The sequence below is a fragment of the Winslowiella toletana genome (assembly GCF_032164335.1).
Classification (GTDB): Bacteria; Pseudomonadota; Gammaproteobacteria; order Enterobacterales; family Enterobacteriaceae; genus Erwinia; species Erwinia toletana_A.
The window spans coordinates 2282627-2299428 of record NZ_CP134152.1 but is presented as its reverse complement, the minus strand read 5'-3'; the positions used below and the strand labels follow the sequence as shown (position 1 = coordinate 2299428).

Annotated in this window: 19 protein-coding genes and 1 pseudogene; 9 read left to right on the top strand and 11 right to left on the bottom strand. The window is 53.9% G+C overall.

All coding sequences use genetic code 11. The features are described 5' to 3' along the window. Window positions 1-39 precede the first annotated feature (39 nt). Window positions 40-279: a ParD-like family protein gene (locus tag RIN69_RS10865; protein WP_313857375.1), complete on the top strand. Its 240-nt coding sequence runs from the start codon at window positions 40-42 to the stop codon at window positions 277-279. Beyond that, window positions 276-1061: a type I methionyl aminopeptidase gene (map, locus tag RIN69_RS10860; protein ID WP_313857374.1), complete on the top strand. Its 786-nt coding sequence runs from the start codon at window positions 276-278 to the stop codon at window positions 1059-1061. Before RIN69_RS10865 ends, map begins: the two co-directional genes overlap by 4 nt. A gap of 43 nt (window positions 1062-1104) precedes the next feature. Here the strand turns inward: map and pdxY are convergent, their stop codons facing one another. The 5 genes from pdxY to anmK all read right to left on the bottom strand — a co-directional run bounded on the left by pdxY (window position 1105) and on the right by anmK (window position 5644). Beyond that, window positions 1105-1965 (bottom strand): pyridoxal kinase PdxY, encoded by an 861-nt coding sequence (pdxY, locus tag RIN69_RS10855; RefSeq protein WP_313857372.1) that lies wholly within the window; start codon window positions 1963-1965, stop codon window positions 1105-1107. Window positions 1966-2035: 70 nt separating this feature from the next. After that, window positions 2036-3310, bottom strand: coding sequence for a tyrosine--tRNA ligase (tyrS, locus tag RIN69_RS10850; protein ID WP_313857371.1), 1275 nt, complete (start codon window positions 3308-3310; stop codon window positions 2036-2038). A gap of 136 nt (window positions 3311-3446) precedes the next feature. Next, the gene (gene pdxH / locus RIN69_RS10845; RefSeq protein ID WP_313857370.1) at window positions 3447-4103 is read right to left on the bottom strand and encodes a pyridoxamine 5'-phosphate oxidase; all 657 of its coding nucleotides are present in this window, start codon (window positions 4101-4103) and stop codon (window positions 3447-3449) included. Window positions 4104-4171: 68 nt separating this feature from the next. Then, a complete protein-coding gene (locus tag RIN69_RS10840; protein ID WP_313857369.1) occupies window positions 4172-4489 on the bottom strand; it encodes an MliC family protein in 318 nt (105 codons plus the stop codon). A gap of 30 nt (window positions 4490-4519) precedes the next feature. Next, window positions 4520-5644, bottom strand: a complete 1125-nt coding sequence (gene anmK / locus RIN69_RS10835) for an anhydro-N-acetylmuramic acid kinase (protein ID WP_313857368.1) — start codon at window positions 5642-5644, stop codon at window positions 4520-4522. A gap of 284 nt (window positions 5645-5928) precedes the next feature. On the opposite strand from anmK, the gene slyB reads away from it, so the two are divergent. Then, window positions 5929-6396: an outer membrane lipoprotein SlyB gene (gene slyB, locus RIN69_RS10830; RefSeq protein WP_313857367.1), complete on the top strand. Its 468-nt coding sequence runs from the start codon at window positions 5929-5931 to the stop codon at window positions 6394-6396. Window positions 6397-6440: 44 nt separating this feature from the next. Here the strand turns inward: slyB and slyA are convergent, their stop codons facing one another. Further along, window positions 6441-6878, bottom strand: a complete 438-nt coding sequence (gene slyA, locus RIN69_RS10825) for a transcriptional regulator SlyA (protein WP_313857364.1) — start codon at window positions 6876-6878, stop codon at window positions 6441-6443. Between the two features lie 165 nt (window positions 6879-7043). Between slyA and RIN69_RS10820 the strand changes: the two genes are divergently transcribed. From RIN69_RS10820 to RIN69_RS10810, 3 genes are read left to right on the top strand one after another with little or no spacing between them, the layout of a single operon-like run. After that, a complete protein-coding gene (locus RIN69_RS10820; protein ID WP_313857708.1) occupies window positions 7044-7271 on the top strand; it encodes a DUF1656 domain-containing protein in 228 nt (75 codons plus the stop codon). 4 nt (window positions 7272-7275) lie between these two features. Then, the gene (locus RIN69_RS10815) at window positions 7276-8133 is read left to right on the top strand and encodes an HlyD family secretion protein (RefSeq protein WP_313857363.1); all 858 of its coding nucleotides are present in this window, start codon (window positions 7276-7278) and stop codon (window positions 8131-8133) included. A 6-nt stretch (window positions 8134-8139) separates the two neighbouring features. Beyond that, the gene (locus tag RIN69_RS10810) at window positions 8140-10152 is read left to right on the top strand and encodes an FUSC family protein (RefSeq protein ID WP_313857707.1); all 2013 of its coding nucleotides are present in this window, start codon (window positions 8140-8142) and stop codon (window positions 10150-10152) included. Between the two features lie 40 nt (window positions 10153-10192). Here the strand turns inward: RIN69_RS10810 and RIN69_RS10805 are convergent. The 5 genes and pseudogenes from RIN69_RS10805 to RIN69_RS10785 all read right to left on the bottom strand — a co-directional run bounded on the left by RIN69_RS10805 (window position 10193) and on the right by RIN69_RS10785 (window position 13669). Then, window positions 10193-10717 (bottom strand): annotated as a pseudogene (locus RIN69_RS10805) (phenolic acid decarboxylase). A gap of 153 nt (window positions 10718-10870) precedes the next feature. Next, entirely contained in the window at window positions 10871-11392 is a 522-nt protein-coding gene (gene sodC / locus RIN69_RS10800; protein WP_313857362.1) for a superoxide dismutase [Cu-Zn] SodC, read from the bottom strand. A gap of 87 nt (window positions 11393-11479) precedes the next feature. Beyond that, window positions 11480-12376 (bottom strand): aldo/keto reductase, encoded by an 897-nt coding sequence (locus RIN69_RS10795; protein WP_313857361.1) that lies wholly within the window; start codon window positions 12374-12376, stop codon window positions 11480-11482. Window positions 12377-12457: 81 nt separating this feature from the next. Then, window positions 12458-12697: a DUF1289 domain-containing protein gene (locus tag RIN69_RS10790; RefSeq protein ID WP_313857360.1), complete on the bottom strand. Its 240-nt coding sequence runs from the start codon at window positions 12695-12697 to the stop codon at window positions 12458-12460. A gap of 42 nt (window positions 12698-12739) precedes the next feature. Then, the gene (locus tag RIN69_RS10785) at window positions 12740-13669 is read right to left on the bottom strand and encodes a LysR substrate-binding domain-containing protein (RefSeq protein ID WP_313857359.1); all 930 of its coding nucleotides are present in this window, start codon (window positions 13667-13669) and stop codon (window positions 12740-12742) included. Between the two features lie 106 nt (window positions 13670-13775). On the opposite strand from RIN69_RS10785, the gene RIN69_RS10780 reads away from it, so the two are divergent. From RIN69_RS10780 to RIN69_RS10770, 3 genes are all read left to right on the top strand, one after another. After that, complete coding sequence (locus RIN69_RS10780; RefSeq protein WP_313857357.1) at window positions 13776-14420, top strand: NAD(P)-dependent oxidoreductase; 645 nt, start codon at window positions 13776-13778, stop codon at window positions 14418-14420. A gap of 106 nt (window positions 14421-14526) precedes the next feature. Beyond that, window positions 14527-16176 (top strand): phosphoethanolamine transferase EptA, encoded by a 1650-nt coding sequence (eptA, locus tag RIN69_RS10775; protein WP_313857356.1) that lies wholly within the window; start codon window positions 14527-14529, stop codon window positions 16174-16176. Window positions 16177-16202: 26 nt separating this feature from the next. Then, window positions 16203-16796 (top strand): TetR/AcrR family transcriptional regulator, encoded by a 594-nt coding sequence (locus tag RIN69_RS10770; RefSeq protein ID WP_313857355.1) that lies wholly within the window; start codon window positions 16203-16205, stop codon window positions 16794-16796. The last annotated feature ends 6 nt before the right edge of the window (window positions 16797-16802 follow it).

Sequence of the window (16802 nt, the reverse complement as noted above, 5' to 3'; positions counted from 1 at the left end):
GGCAATATACATTTCATATATGTTTCGTATAGGTGATGTATGGGAATCGTAAAAATCTCTGATTTGATGCACGAGAATTTGCGCATCGCCAGCAATGCCATGAGCCGGTCGATTAACGCTCAGGCTGAGCACTGGATGAAGATCGGCATGCTGGCGGAGCTTTGCCCGCAGCTGTCGCATGACCAACTGGCTCGTGCGCTGGTTAAGGCGGAATTACAGGGCGATACCGATATCGCCAGCCTGCTTAAATCGTTTGAAAAGCATGAGGAAGCACAATGAAACAGGTCAAGCTGCACTCGCAGCAAGAAATTGAACTGGCGCGCGCGGCCGGGCAGGCAGCCGCACAAGTGCTGGAAATGATCACCCCGTATGTCCGCGCTGGCGTGACTACCGATGAACTTGATCGCCTGTGCCATGATTATCTGGTTCATCAGCTGAATGTCATTCCTGCCAATATTGGCTATCACGGCTATACGCGCACCGTCTGCACGTCAGTAAATCATGTGGTTTGCCACGGCATTCCATCGGATAAAAAGCTGAAAAACGGCGATATCGTTAATATCGATGTGGCGATCGTTAAAGAAGGTTGGTATGGCGATACCAGCAGAATGTACTTTGTCGGTGAGCCGTCAGTACGCGCACGACGGCTGGTGGATGTCACTTATCAGTCGATGGTGGCCGGTATTAAGGTTGTGCGTCCGGGCGCCACGCTGGGTGATATCGGCGCGGCCATCCAGCGCGTAGCTGAAGGTGCCGGATTCTCGGTGGTCAGGGAGTATTGTGGTCATGGTGTGGGTGAGGAGTATCACACTGCCCCACAGGTGCTGCATTACGGTATCGCCGGTGAAGGGATGGTGCTGGAGCCGGGGATGATTTTTACCATTGAACCGATGATCAATGTCGGCAAAGCCGCCACCAGCGTACTTTCCGACGGCTGGACAGTGGTCACTAAGGATCGCTCGCTCTCTGCCCAGTGGGAACACACCATTGCGGTCACTGATTCAGGTTATGATTTGCTGACGCCGTGGCCGGAAGGCACCGGTGATTACGAAGCGATATAGAGGTCTACGGGCGGCATCATCGTCGCCCGTAAATAAAGCAGATTTACAGCTTCACCGCGGCAAAATGGTGCTGAGGCTTAGCAATTCCTTCCTGTGCCGCCACCAGCTGCAGCTCATATTCACCCATTTCATGGGTTTTAATCATCACTTCATACACCGCGGCGGTGACGTGTTCCAGCGCCTGTTGCAGCGGCTGGCCGTGCAACAGATTAACCAATAACAGCCCGCTGGTCAGATCGCCGACACCGACCGGTTGACGCACGCCAAAATCCACCAGCGGACGGCTGATATGGAAGGCTTCCCCGGCGGTGATCAGCAGCATTTCGAAGCGATCGCTGCGCAATCCGGCACGCGCCAGATGCTTAACCAGTACCACCTTCGGCCCCAGTGCGATCAGCTCACGCGCGGCCGCTACTGCTTCATCCACACTGGCCACGCTTTTCCCGCTAAGCATTTCCAGCTCCAGCAGGTTTGGCGCAATAATGTCGCTGGCAGGCAGTGCCGCTTTGCAGTGAAATTCGGCGACGCCGGGAGCCACAATGCAGCCTTTTTCCGGATGACCCATCACCGGATCACAAAAATACCAGGCGTCAGGATTTGCCGCTTTTACCTGCTGAACAATCTTTAATATATGTTCGCCCTGTTCAGCCGAACCGAGGTAACCACTCAGCACCGCATCACAGGTTTTCAGGCGATCGATTTCAGCGATACCTTTGGCGATATCGGTCAGATGTGAGGCCGGCATCACTGAGCCGGTCCAGTGACCGTATTGAGTGTGGTTAGAGAACTGCACGGTATTGAGCGGCCAAACGTTTGCGCCCATGCGACGCATCGGAAATTCTGACGCACTGTTGCCAGCATGACCAAAAACCACATGCGACTGGATAGAAAGGATATTTTTCATTATCGGGGGACCTGCACAGCCTTGCCAAATTAAGTGCCGGCATCACCGGCACTTGAGGATCGATATTATTTTATTTCCAGCACACCAGGCAGTAGTGCTTTTTGCCGCGACGCAGCAGGGTAAAACGCCCAAACAGTTTGTCGCTGTCGCTGAAGCGGTATTCCGCATCAGACTGCTTCTCACCGTTCACCGTTACCGCATTAGAACCGATCATTGTGCGCGCCTGACCGCGGGATGGCACCAGCTCAGCATTGACCAACGCCTGTTGCAGATCGTCTTCTGCCGCCAGTTCAATTGTCGGCATGCCGTCTTGCGCCAGCTGTTCGAAATCTGCTTCGGTCATTTCGGTCATCGCACCGGAGAACAGGCTCTGGGTAATGCGTTTTGCCGCTGCCAGCCCCTCTTCGCCATGAACCAGCTTCGTTACCACTTCCGCCAGCACGTACTGAGCACGTGGTGCTTTACCGCTGTTTTTGTCTTCTTCCTCCAGCGCATTGATCTCGTCAAGGCTAAGGAAGGTAAAGAATTTCAGGAAGCGATAGACATCGGCATCGGCGGTGTTGATCCAGAACTGATAGAATTTGTACGGGCTGGTCTTTTTCGCGTCCAGCCATACCGCGCCCCCTTCGGTTTTACCGAATTTGGTGCCATCAGCTTTGGTGATCAGCGGCACCGTCAGGCCAAATACCTGGTTCTGATGCAGACGACGCGTCAGATCGATACCGGAAGTGATATTGCCCCACTGATCGGAACCGCCAATCTGTAATGCCACACCGTGGCGCTCATTCAGGCAGGCAAAGTCATAGCCCTGCAGCAGATTGTAGGAAAACTCGGTGAAAGAGATCCCCTGGTCATCGCGATTCAGACGCTGCTTCACCGCTTCTTTATTAATCATCTGATTAACTGAGAAGTGCTTACCAATATCGCGCAGGAACGTCAGCACGTTCATGCCGCCAAACCAGTCGTAGTTATTGGCGGCAATGGCGCTGTTGTCACCGCAGTTAAAATCGAGGAACGGTGCCACCTGATGACGAATCTTATCAACCCACTCATTAACGGTGTCGGCGGTATTCAGTTTACGTTCGGCTGCTTTGAAGCTTGGGTCGCCAATCAGTCCGGTTGCGCCACCTACCAGGGCAACAGGTTTATGTCCGGCGTCCTGAAAGCGTTTCAGGCAAAGCAAAGGCACCAGATGCCCCAAATGCAAGCTGTCGGCGGTCGGATCGAAGCCGCAATACAGTGCGATTGGCCCTTGCGCCAGTCGTGCTGCTAACGCGTCCTCATCCGTTACCTGGGCGACAAGGCCCCGCTCTTGCAATTGTTTAATCAGGTTACTGCTGGCCATCAAAGACTCCATGTAGAAACGACTGCACCTGGGCTGGTACACAGCTTTCCGCCTGGATGCGGAAGAAAAAATAACGGCCTATAGAATAAAGCGCTGAAGGATTCAGTACCAGCGCTTAAAGGGATTTTTCAGCAATTCAGGGCGCCAGTCGGTCGATTTTCCAGCCTTCGCCGTCGCGCTGATAGAGGAAGCGATCGTGCAGCCGGTGTTCTCCTCCCTGCCAGAACTCCATCGTATCGATTTTGATGCGGAATCCACCCCAAAAACTCGGCAACGGGATCTGCCCCTGCTGGAACTTCTGCTTCAGCTCAAGGAATTTACCTTCCAGCACGCCACGCGCTGAAATCCGGCTCGACTGTTTTGATACCCAGGCGCCGATCTGGCTATCGCGCGGTCGGCTGTGGAAATACTTCATGACTTCCAGCGCCGACAGTTTCTCAACGCTGCCCAGCACCATCACCTGGCGTTCCAGCATGTGCCATGGAAACAGCAGGCTGATGCGCGGGTTATTCTCAAGGTGATGCGCTTTACGACTGCCGAGATTGGTGTAGAACACCATTCCCTGTTTATCGTAGTGTTTCAGCAGCACAATGCGCTGATAAGGCTGGCCGTGTTCATCAACGGTAGCCACGCTCATCGCGGTGGGATCGGGCAGCTGGGCGTCACATGCCTGGCGCAGCCAGTGCTCAAACAGATCGAGCGGTTGTTCGGGAAGATCCTTACGGCGCAGGCCACCACGCGTATATTCACGACGCAGATGGGCAATCTGTTGCAGGTTATCGCTATCGGTCATAACAAAGGCTTCTGGAAAATAAAAAGGGTGAAGCCATTGTGCGCCTCACCCCGATGAACTTCAACGACTTAACTTCCTGATTGCAGCTTACAATCATCGATAATAATTTTATCGTTACGTTCGATAAAAGCCCCGTCTCCCTTCGACCAGAAGACGTAGTTGCCGTCACTGTAGCGCGCGCCGGAAGCGGCAATCTGCTGCTTCAGGGTCAGCGGCTTACCATCCAAAATCAGGCTGACCTGCTCCTGGCTGTTGTCTACCTTAACCGTCAGCGGCAGGGTGCCGCAGGTATAGCGCAGGGTTTCAACCTGTTGTTGCTCAGAATGCGACATCAGACCACAGCCCGATAAGGTGAATAAAGCGGCTACCATCAGGGTGTTTTTCATCAATAACTCCTTTTCAACCACAACTGCTAATTAGTGTGAACCATCGGGATAATTAGCCGGGAAAATGGCACCCAGCACGCTGGCACTACGGGCACCGGTCACGGAGGGCAGATTCCCCGGCAGACCAGATAAGGTGCGATAAGCCAGCCAGGCAAATGCCAGCCCTTCCATATCATCACCGCTGATTCCCAGTTCGTCGGTGCTGAGCACTTCCGTTCCCGCCAGCTGCCCGGCGAGACGCGCCATCAGCAGCGGGTTGCGCCCGCCGCCGCCGCAAACGATCAGTCGTTCGCAGCCGCCGCTCAGCAGCACCTGTTCAGCAATGGTGACGGCGGTCAGCTCTGTCAACGTCGCCTGCACATCTTGCGCCGCCAGCGCCGGAAAAGCACTCAGCTGTTTCTCAATCCATCCGAGGTTAAAATATTCGCGTCCGGTACTTTTCGGTGCCGGCAGCGCAAACCAGGGATCGGCCAGCATTGATTGCAACAGCGGTACGATCACTTTGCCGCTGCTGGCCCACTCACCATCTTTATCATAGGCTTTGCCGCGCTGACGCCAGATCCACACGTCCATCAGCATATTACCCGGACCCGTATCATAGCCGCGCACCGGTTTACCGGGTATCAACAGCGATAAGTTAGCGATGCCGCCAATATTAAGCACCATACGACGTTCGCTGGTGTGCATCAGCAGCGCCTGGTGAAACGCGGGCACCAGCGGCGCGCCCTGCCCGCCCAGCGCCATATCGCGCCGGCGAAAATCGCCGACCACGGTAATGCCTGTGGCGGCAGCAATCTGATTATTATCGCCAATCTGCTGGCTGTTAGGCGCCTCACCCAGCGGTTCGTGCCAGACGGTCTGGCCATGACAACCGATTGCAGTAATATCTGAAGCTTCCAGCCCCTGCTGCTTCATCATGGTCAGCACCGCTTCGGCGAACAGCCGCCCGAGGCGCGTATCCAGCTGGCCCAGTTGCGATAAGGTCAGGCTCTGGCCCTGGCAAATCGCCAGCACCTGCTGGCGCAGCTCAGGCGGGAACGGATGGACATAACTGGCCTGCTGCGCCACCATGCGCTCGTCAATTGCCGCCAGCACCACATCAACACCATCGAGGCTGGTGCCGGACATCACTCCAATATAACGTCCTGATTTCATTTCATTGCCTTAATATCGCGCCCGGAAAGAGCCTTTACTTCAGCCTGGCAAAAATAGCCGTGTAATACTATGATTAATTGCCGTTTTTTGAAGCAACTAACGGTTTTTTCTGAATGCCCGTCAAGTTGGCATGGTTATTGAGAGTTCGTTTAATCTTGCATGGGTATGCTGCACTTGTCAGTTTTTTTGACTAAAATCCGCAACAAGCCAGACTTGTGCCATATAATATGGTTAGCGATGGTTACACCTTTTGCGTAGCCAATAAGTAATTGAGGAGCATCACAATGATCAAGCGTATGTTTGTAGTGGCACTGACCGGCATTACACTGGCAGGCTGTACTAATTCCAGCAGCCTCTCCGGCGACGTTTACAGTGCATCTGAAGCCAAACAGGTTCAGAGCGTCACTTACGGCACGCTGGTTTCCGTTCGTCCAGTCCAGATTCAGGGCGGTGACGATAACAACGTCATTGGCGCGATCGGCGGTGCGGTGCTTGGTGGCTTCCTTGGTAACACCATTGGCGGCGGCAGCGGACGCAGCCTGGCAACTGCAGGTGGTGCGGTACTGGGCGGCGTAGCTGGCCAGGGCGTGCAGGGTTCGATGAATAAAACCGCTGGCGTTGAGCTGGAAGTGCGTAAAGATGATGGTAATACCATCCTGGTGGTGCAGAAACAGGGTTCAACCCGCTTCTCGGTTGGTCAGCGCGTCATGCTGGCATCCAACGGCAGGCAGGTTACCGTTTCCCCACGTTAATCTATACAAAAAAACCGGCGCCAGACGCCGGTTTTTTCTAACGTTTACTCGGTTTTATTGTGCAACTCGAGAATGTTTTTCTCCAGTCGCGCAATCAGCGTAACCAGCTGGCTTATCTCCTGCATAGAGATACCCGAAAGAATATCATCGCGTGTCGCATCAATCACGTGCTCCACTTCACAGATGATAGGTTCAGCTTCTTTCGTCAGCTTAATACGCTTGGCACGACGATCGTTGGCGCAAGTACAACGGGTAATCAGCCCTTTCTCCTCCAGCTGGTCCAGCGTTCTTACCAGCGAAGGTTGCTCAATACCAATTGCCTTGGCCAGCTGAATCTGAGACTGATCCGGTGGCAACTGATGAATATTATGCAGTGTGACCCAATGTGTTTGAGTCAGCTCCAACGGTTTCAACCGTTGATCAATCAGAGCGCGCCATATGCGCACTAATCGTGCCAGGTCCGTTCCTAGTGGCGTATCCATTTCATCTCCTTATAATTAGCTTGCTAGCTATCAAGCCTGATTCTAGACTATTCTGCGAGTTTACAGGACAAAATACAAATCCAGGGCAAACACAAAATGGAAAGCGTATTTTAATTTCGGGTTACCTCGCATACCCGCAATGAAGGATGACGAAACGTGTCGACAATGCTACTGAGTTCCACAGCTCCCCTCACTGACCTGGTTTTTGGTGCCTCGCTGTTTTTTCCGCCCATTTTTAAAGCGGTACTGTTGGGTTTCCTTATCTGGTTATTACTCCACCCTCTGATTCGAGGCTGGCTCTATTCCGGCGAAATCTGGCATCCGACGTTAATGGATCTGTCGCTGTTTGTGCTGTGTGTGAGTGCATCATTATGGTTGTCTGGACGCTGGTGATTAGATGAAACTGAATAGCTTAAAGTATTTCTCAACGGTGATTGTTTTCGCTGCCGCACTGTGCGCCGGTTGGTGTCTGTGGAATTACTATATGCAATCGCCATGGACGCGAGATGGCAAAGTGCGCGCCGAACTGGTTGATATTACGCCACAGGTGTCAGGACGCATAGATAAACTACTGGTGAAGGATAATCAGTGGGTAAAAAAAGGCAGCCTGCTGTTTACCCTTGACGACGAACCCTGGCGCATCGCGCTGCTCAATGCAGAAGCACAGCTAAGCAAAGCGCAGGCGGACTTGCAAAAAGCCCAGCATGAAGCCAGTCGCCGACGTAGCCTGCCGCGCAATGTGATTTCAGCTGAGGATATGGATGCGGCTAACTTAACCGCCAATGCAGCGGCGGCCAGCGCAAAAGCCGCGCAAGCCACGCTTGAACAGGCACAGTGGAACCTGCAGCAAACCCAGGTTTATGCGCCGACCGATGGCTGGATCACTAATCTCAATCTGCGCCCTGGCAATTACGCCACCAGCGGCACACCGGTGTTTGCACTGGTCGACAGCCACTCATTTTATATTATCGGTTACTTTGAAGAGACCAAACTGCGCCATATCCGCCCCGGTGCTGAAGCCGATATTGTGCTTTACAGCAACGATCGACAACTGAAAGGCCGGGTCGAGAGCATTGGACGGGCGATTTACGATCAGAGCATTGAAAGTGACAGCGGGCTGGTGCCGGATATTAAACCCAACGTTCCGTGGGTGCGGCTGGCGCAGCGGGTACCGGTGCGTATAGCAATCAGCAATATTCCGGATGATTTGCCGCTGGTCGCCGGCACTACCGCCACCGTCTCCATTCAGCCCTGATCGATGATGAACCTCAGCTGGCTGGAATGGAAGCAACTGCCGTGGATTAAGGCCACCGGTGGACAGTGGCGCTATGCATTACGCAACGCGCTGGCGATGTGTCTGGCGTTGAGCATTGCTTACGCGCTGGACCTTGATGAACCCTACTGGGCGATGACCTCCGCAGCAGTGGTCAGCTTTCCGACCGTTGGTGGCGTCATCAGTAAAAGTCTTGGCCGCATTGCCGGAAGCTTACTGGGTGCCAGCGCGGCGCTGCTGATTGCCGGTCATACGCTCAACGAACCCTGGTTGTTTACTCTGGCGATTGCCAGCTGGCTGGCGCTCTGCACCTGGATTGCCAACCACTTTCAGAACAATGTGGCCTATGCGTTCTCGCTGGCGGGTTATACCGCGGCGATCATCGCCTTCAGCACGGTCAATATCACCGATATCGGCGACCTTTGGGAGATAACTCAGGCACGCGTCTGTGAGGTGATTTCCGGCATTTTGTGCGGTGGCCTGATGATGATGATCCTGCCCAGCACTTCAGATGGCGATGCATTAATCACCTCGCTGAAAACCATGCACGCCCGGCTGCTGGATCACGCTGCACTGATGCTACAGCCGGAAATCACCGATACCATGCGCACCGCCCATGAAAATGTTATCAGCCAGATTCTCACCATGAATCTGCTGCGCATTCAGGCATTCTGGAGCCATTATCGCTTTCGCCGACAAAATAACCTGCTGAACTATGTGCTGCACCAGCAGTTGCGGCTCACCAGCGTGATCTCCAGCCTGCGGCGAATGTTGCTTAACTGGCCCAATCCGCCGGAAGTGCTGTTCAGCGCGCTGCATCAATTGCTCAGCGAACTGGCACGCAGCGATTGCGATAAATATCGGCTGGCGCAAATTTTGCAGAGTGCAGCGCCAGATACTGACAGCGACTACCGCCATCGCGCCTTCTGGCATCGTCTGCGCTACTTCTGCTGGATGTATCTTAACGTCAGCCGCTGGTTGCGTCAGTTTGAACGAGCTGATGCCGAAACGCGCTTCTCACCGCCGCCGGTGCCGTCACTGGCGCGCTATACCGACAGCGCAGAAGCCAGCTGGAGCGCACTGCGTACCTTCAGCGTTATCGTGCTGGGCTGTACCTTCTGGATTAATACCCAGTGGGATGCAGGCAGTGCCGCACTGACGCTGACCGCTATCAGCTGCGTGCTCTACTCCTCAGCGCCCTCGCCGACTGGCAGCATTTCACTGCTGCTGAAAACACTGCTGCTGCTTTCAGTGTTCAGCTTTCTGGTTAAATTTGGTCTGATGATTCAAATCAGCCAGCTATGGCAATTTCTGATCTTTCTGCTGCCGCTGTTAATTACCCTGCAACTGTTTAAGCTGCAACAACAGAAGCGCGCCGCGCTGTGGGGCCAGTTTATCGTGTTTATGGGGTCGTTTCTGGCGGTAACGAATCCGCCGGTATATGACTATCAGGATTTTCTCAACGATAATATCGCCAAGGTTTGCGGCGTGCTGCTGGCCTGGCTGGCGTTTCAGATTTTGCGCCCCAGCTCTGACAAACGCAAAAGTCGCCGCCACATCCGTGCGCTGCGGCGTGAGTTTCTCGATCAGCTTGGTCGTCATCCGCGACTGAGCGAAAGCCGGTTTGAATCGCAGATTTACCACCGTATCAGCCAGCTGAATACCAGCCGCGATCAGCCTGCGCGCGTCTGGCTGCTGCGTTGGGGCGTTGTGCTGCTCAACTGCTCGCATATCGTCTGGCAACTGCGCGAATGGCAAAGCGACTCTGCTTCACTGGCAACCATGCGTGACGCCAGCCTGCGTGGGCTGCACCGTATTATCAGCGAGCGCGGCGTTCATCACCGCTATCTGGATGAAACGCTGACAGAACTCCAGCAGATGATTGATGCCTTACAGGCGCAACACCGTGAGGATGCCGACGAACTGGCGGGAATTATCTGGCGGCTGTGGTGCTCATTGTCGCAGTTAAAGCAGGCGCTGCCAGCGAGAACGGTTGATTAAGGGCTAACCTTTACCGGCTGACTATTGTCAGCCGTAAGGATTATTTACCGTCAAAGAAATCTGAAGGAAGTTGACCGGGCGGCATATTGATCACGCCGTCGTTATCCGCGCCTTCATTTTTCATCCAGGTCACTTTTGCGAACTCCGGAATCACCACATATGGATAGGCCGGTCCCTCATCTCGGAACCGATGCATATCGTCGATAAACTCATTCTGGTAACAAATGGTTTTCTCCGGATGCTGGCCTTCTCCTGCTATCCACTGTGGAAAGAATATGGTTCCGTGGATCACTTTCCTTCGGATATCAAACAGCAGGCTGACACAGGTTCCGGTTGGTTAATGCCAGTCAACTTTGAAGATGCCGGGGGCAAACTGTACTGCATTCATTTTCTGATTCGTCACCCAGCGTCCACCGACAAGTCCCTGATGAATACGGTAATCACAGGTGTTGTCGTTGCGGGCGTACCATTCATACTTCCAGCCGTTTTCATAGGTATAAACGAAATGCGTGCCGACGAACTCTGATAAATCACTGGAAATATCTTTTTCTGACGTCGCTTCCATAAATAGATCCTTTCATCTGAGTATGCCAGTTAACTATAGATTCAATAGCAGAGAAAACCAGTGTCAACAGACTGGCTACGCTGAAACCTCAGGCAGATGGCTATATGCTGTTCGCGGCAACGGGCGGCGAGAACACCGCCCTGGGAAAAAACGTTAGTTGATTACGCCGCAGGCAAAGCGGTCACCGCCGCCGCCCAGCGGTTTTGGATGATCGGAGTGGTTATCACCGCCAACATGCACCATCAGCGCCTTACCGGAGATCTCAGACAGTTTCTTGATGCGCGGAGCCAGTACCGGATAGGTGGCTTTACCGTCCGCGGTAACAAACAGCGCCGGTAAGTCACCTAAGTGCCCGTCCTGATAAGGGCCGAGATGTTTTCCACTGTTTCCGGGGTCAAGATGCCCGCCTGCCGCGCCTGCCGCCACTGCTTTCCCGTCGGTAGTGGCCGGTTCACAGCTGCCTTTAGCATGCACATGGAAACCGTGAACGCCCGCCTTCAGTGAATGCAAATCGGGTTTAAACTCCAGCCCGTAAGGCGTCTCGCTAATCGTAACCTGACCTATCGACCTGCCAATGCCCTGGGTGCTGACATCGTGCAGTTCAACCTTCTCGCTGGCTGCCTGGGCAAATCCCGACACCAACAGTGCCAGTACTGCCAAACCGTAACTTTTCATTTCCGCTCCTTTGAATTGATCACGCACTTGCTAAGCCTGGACCCTTTTCAGCAGAACGGGCAACAAAAAGCCACGATTTGCGTTTCTTTACGGCACGTCGTAACCCAGCGCCGCTTTGCGAATGCGGAACCACTGCTGGCGTGTCAGTTCGATTTCACTGGCGCGCAACGCAGCACGAACCCGCTCAATTTTACCGGAACCAATAATTGGCAGTGGCTGTGAAGGTAAACGCATCACCCAGGCATACACCAGCTGTTCAATATTATCTGCGCCAGTCTCCGCCATCACTGCCGTCAGCTCATCACGCAGTGGCTGGAATTCTGCATCGCTGAACAAACGGCCGCCACCCAGGCACGACCACGCCATCGGTTTAATTCGCAGCTGCTGACACTGATCGAGTGATCCATCGAGAATCGCTGGCTGATGCAGCGGTGAGATTTCCAGCTGATTGGTCGCCAGAGTAAACGGCAGGCGTGACTGTAACAGTGCAAACTGTGCCGGCGTAAAGTTGGAGACGCCAAAGTGTTTCACTTTGCCGCTCTGATGCAACGAGAGAAACGCTGCGGCGATTTCATCGGCATCCATCAGCGGATCGGGGCGATGAATCAGCAGCAAATCAAGGTAATCGGTTGAGAAATGACGCAAAGAATTTTCGGCACTGCGGATAATATGGGCGCTGTCAGTAATATAGTGACCAAGGCGGTTTTCAGGCTTCGCCGTCGTGGCGATACCACATTTAGTTACCAGCTCCAGCCGCTGTCGCAGTGATGGAGCCAACCGCAATGCCTGACCAAATGCGGCTTCGCACTGATAGTCACCGTAGATATCGGCATGGTCGGTCGTGGTGATGCCCAGCTCCAGATGCTGTTCAATAAAACTCACCCGTTGCTGCGGCGTCATGCCCCATTCCATCAGCCGCCAGTAACCCATAATCAGCCGGGAAAACTCCGGCCCTTGTGGTGCAATTTGCAGACGTTTAAGCATTGCGATTCTCCCCGTGGCCAGACGGCCATCTAACTGAATTTGCGCAACAGTATAGCCGGTTCGGCAGGAAAAAAACGCGAGTTAAAACAGTGAAGGCTGCTCTGGATCGTGAGGAACTTCGCTTTTCGCACCACGCTGGCGACGCAGCAGGCGCTGACGGCACAAGCGTAACACCTCATGCTTTTGTGCATCGCTGAATTTCATCCAGTTAAAGCGCTCGTCGCGGCTGCGCAGGCAGCCACGGCAGTAGCCGCGTTCATCTGACTGACATATGCCCCGGCACGGACTGGGAACCGGGAAAAACTCAAGTTGCTCGGCCACCTGAACTCCTGGTTAACACTGTTATTCTTTATTGAAGATCGCTTAGCGGTTATCTGCAAGCGGCACGGCATCAATTCGCCGGAAATAGTCACCTAATGCCTGTAATGCCTGTCGGGTTTTCTCGGGTAACACCCGTTCCAGCGTTAACGCGGTCAGCCTGATCGATGCCGGACGCCACTCTGGCAGCAGCAGCATCAGCTCGCCACTGCGCAGCTTGTCCTGAATCTCAAACAGCGGTTGCAGTGAAATACCCTGGCCTGCGAGGGTAAAGGCGCGCACCACATGCATACTGTCACTCAATACCTGCCCTTCGGCGAGCCGTAATTTAACCGGCGGCAGCCTGAGGTGATGCAGCTCGATAGACCTGGCGTTAACCGTACCGCCAGAATGAATACCGCTAATCCAGCGATGTTGTACCAAATCCTCTGGCCGTTCCGGTACGCCGTGTATTGAGAGATAGCGCGGCGTAGCGCAGATAACCAGCGGCCAGTTCACCAGCTGATGAGCGATAACACGGGAATCGCTTAACTGGCGATTGACCCGCAATGCAATATCAATGCGGTGTTCAATCATATCCAGCACATTGTCAGTGGCGATAATCCGCAGCTGAAGTCCGGGATGCTGCTGCAATAACGGCGTCAGCGCTTCACACAGTGGCTGGCCGCCGATGCCCACCGTCGAAGAGATGCGCAGTTCTCCACTCAGGGTATCGCGCCTCTCTGCCAGCCGCTGCTCTGCGTCGCGGGCGCTGTTTAGCATCGCTTCGCAACCGGGAAAAAAAGCGGCGCCAGCATCGGTCAGGGTCAATTTGCGTGTGGATCGGTGCAGTAACGGCACGCCGACCGAACCTTCCAGCTGACGTAAATGCTGACTGACCGCAGAGGCTGAGATCCCCAATCGCCGACCGGCCGCGGCCAGCGAACCTTCAATCACTACGGTGGCAAATACCGCCATTCGGTTAAGATTTTCCATTATTCGTAAGTTTTACTTCATTATAAAAGTGGAAATATGCCACTTATCAATACTATTGTTAAGCAGTAAAGTTTAATCACGCAATTCAAACTTACAGGTGGACAGCATGAAAATTTCAGTTATCGGCGCAACAGGTTTTGTCGGTCAGGAAGTGGTAAAGGAAGCGCTGGCGCGCGGCCATCAGGTGACCGCCATCTCCCGTTCGGGTAAAAATTTACCGCAGGATACTCATCTGACGCTGGCAAGCGGCGATATTCACAATAGCGAATGGCTTAGCGGCGTGCTGCGCGGTCAGGATGCGGTTATCAGCGCCTATAATCCGGGCTGGTCTGAAAGCGATTTGTTTGAGAAGTTTACCCAAGGCAGCACGCAAATTCTGGCAGCGGTGCGGGCCGCACAGGTAAAACGCTTACTGGTGGTCGGTGGCGCGGGTAGCCTACAGGTGGCTCCGGGCGTTGAACTGGTTGATACCGAGGCGTTTCCAGCCGAAATTAAACCCGGCGCACTGGGTGCACGTGCCCTGCGTAATACCCTGCAAAGCAGCGGCACGGACCTCGACTGGACCTATCTGTCACCGGCGGCAATGCTGGAGCCGGGTGAACGCACCGGCCAGTTCCGCGTCGGCAGCACCGAACTGCTGATGTCTGGCGACCATCCTGCCTCCATCAGCGTTGCAGATCTGGCAGTCGCAATTGTCGATGAAATTGAACATCCTCAGCACTTGCAAAAGCAGTTTACCGTTGCTTACTAAATAATGCCGGCCCGCACGCTGCGGGCCGCTAAAGCTATAGTTGCATTGAGATTTTCACCAGATTTTACGCTAAGCTGGCCACAATATTCTCTCGCTGCCAGATGCTATGAAAATCCTGAATAAGTTACGTTGTAACGAATACGCGTTTAATTTGTTGGCAGCGTTGTGGTTTGCGCTGATTCTTAACGGGCTGTTTCTGGTGCGGGCCTGGGAAAGTATTCCCTTCGTCTCATGGCACGATTACCTGTTCGCCGCCACCCTACCGCTGGTGCTGTTCTGCGCCTGGACGCTGATTTTCAACCTGCTGGCTTTGCCATGGATCCGTAAACCGTTATTGATTGCTTTAATGCTGGTCAGCGCGGCCGCCAACTATTTTATGTTCAGTTTTGCCACGGTAATCGATACCGATATGGTGCAGAACGTATTTGAAACCGATCTGCAGGAAGCAGCGGCACTGTTAACCCCGCGCTATCTGGTATGGATGGCGTTAATGGGTGTGATTCCTTCACTGTTGCTGGCTCTGGTAACCATCCGCCAGCCCAGCCCGTGGTGGTTTTCACTGGCGCTGCGCGGGTTGAGCAGTATCGTTTCGCTGCTGATTATCTTGCTGATCGCGGCGCTGTTTTATAAAGATTACGCTTCGGTTATCCGCAACAATAAAGGGCTGGTTAAAATGATCACGCCCGCTAATGTGATCAGCGGCAGCGGCCACTACATCCACGACCGCTGGTTAGCCGGAGATCGCTCGCTGGTGCGCATCGGCGAGGATGCGAGGAAAGGGCCGCAGATTCGCGCAGAGCAGAAAAAGACCCTGGTGATACTGGTACTGGGTGAAACGGCCCGTGCCGAAAACTTCTCGCTCGGCGGTTATGCGCGTGAAACCAATCCTCAGCTAAAGCAACGGGATGTTATCTGGTATGCGAACGCCCGTTCCTGTGGCACCGAAACCGCCATCTCAGTGCCGTGCATGTTTTCCAATATGCCGCGTGTCGATTACGATGCCAGCCTGGCACACCATCAGGAAGGCCTGCTGGATGTGATGGCCCATGCCGGCATCAATATTCTCTGGCGAGAGAACGATGGCGGCTGTAAAGGCGCCTGCGATCGCGTGCCGCATTCCGATATGACCCAGTGGCACCTTCCTGAACTGTGCCGCGGCGGCTACTGTCTCGACGATGCGCTGCTGCACCGGCTTGATCACTATATCGATAGCGTGAAAGATGATTCAGTGATTGTGTTACACCAGATGGGCAGTCATGGTCCGGCTTATTACCTGCGTTATCCGCCACAACTGCGTAAATTTACCCCTGACTGTGATAACAGCCAGATTCAGGATTGTGATTCGCAGGCGCTGATAAATACTTATGACAACACCCTTTTATATACTGATGCGCTGCTCGGTCAGACTATCGATCTGCTGAAATCCTACAGTGACAAATTTAACGTGGCGTTGGTCTATCTCTCCGATCACGGCGAATCGCTGGGGGAACACGGTATGTATCTGCACGGCGCGCCGTATGTGTTTGCGCCAGATCAGCAGACGCACATTCCCTTTCTGCTGTGGCTGTCACCGGGCTATCGCCAGGCCTTTAATATTGATCGGTCATGTTTACAACAGCATGCTGCGACAGATCAGATTTCGCAGGATAACCTTTTCCATACCCTGCTCGGCATGATGAATGTGCAAAGCAGTGAGTATCAGGCGGATCTCGATTTGCTGAAAAACTGTCGCGCCGAAAACCAGGGGTTGCATTAGACCGATTGGTCTATTAACCTGTGTCGATGAACAAACATACCCGAAACGATACCTGCGAACATCTGCTTGCCACTGGTGAGCAGCTTTGCCTGCAACGTGGCTTTACCGGCATGGGGCTGAGCGAACTGCTCAGCGTCGCCGAAGTGCCTAAGGGATCGTTTTATCACTATTTCCGCTCGAAGGAAGTGTTTGGTGTAGCAATGCTGGAGCGCTATTTCGCCCAGTATCACTCAGAAGTACGCCAGTTTATGGAGGCTGAACAGGGCAATGCTCGCCAGCGCATCCTTGATTACTACCGTACCGCTTATCAGCACTTTTGCCACGACAGCGGCTTTGCGGCTTGCCTGTCAGTGAAACTTTCCGCGGAAGTCTGCGATCTCTCGGAACCGATGCGCATCGCACTGGAACGAGGTTCGCGAGAAATTATTGCAGCACTGGCCAGTACGCTTCAGCGTGCGGTAGAGGCTGGCGAAGTACGTATCGCCACCAGCGCCACGGTCTGTGCTGAAATGCTCTATATGTTATGGCTCGGTGCCAGTTTACAGTGCAAAATCCGTCGTGACAGCGCACCGTTAAGCTGGGCTTACGATCAAATTGAACGTATGCTACCCGCAGCCTGATAAAAA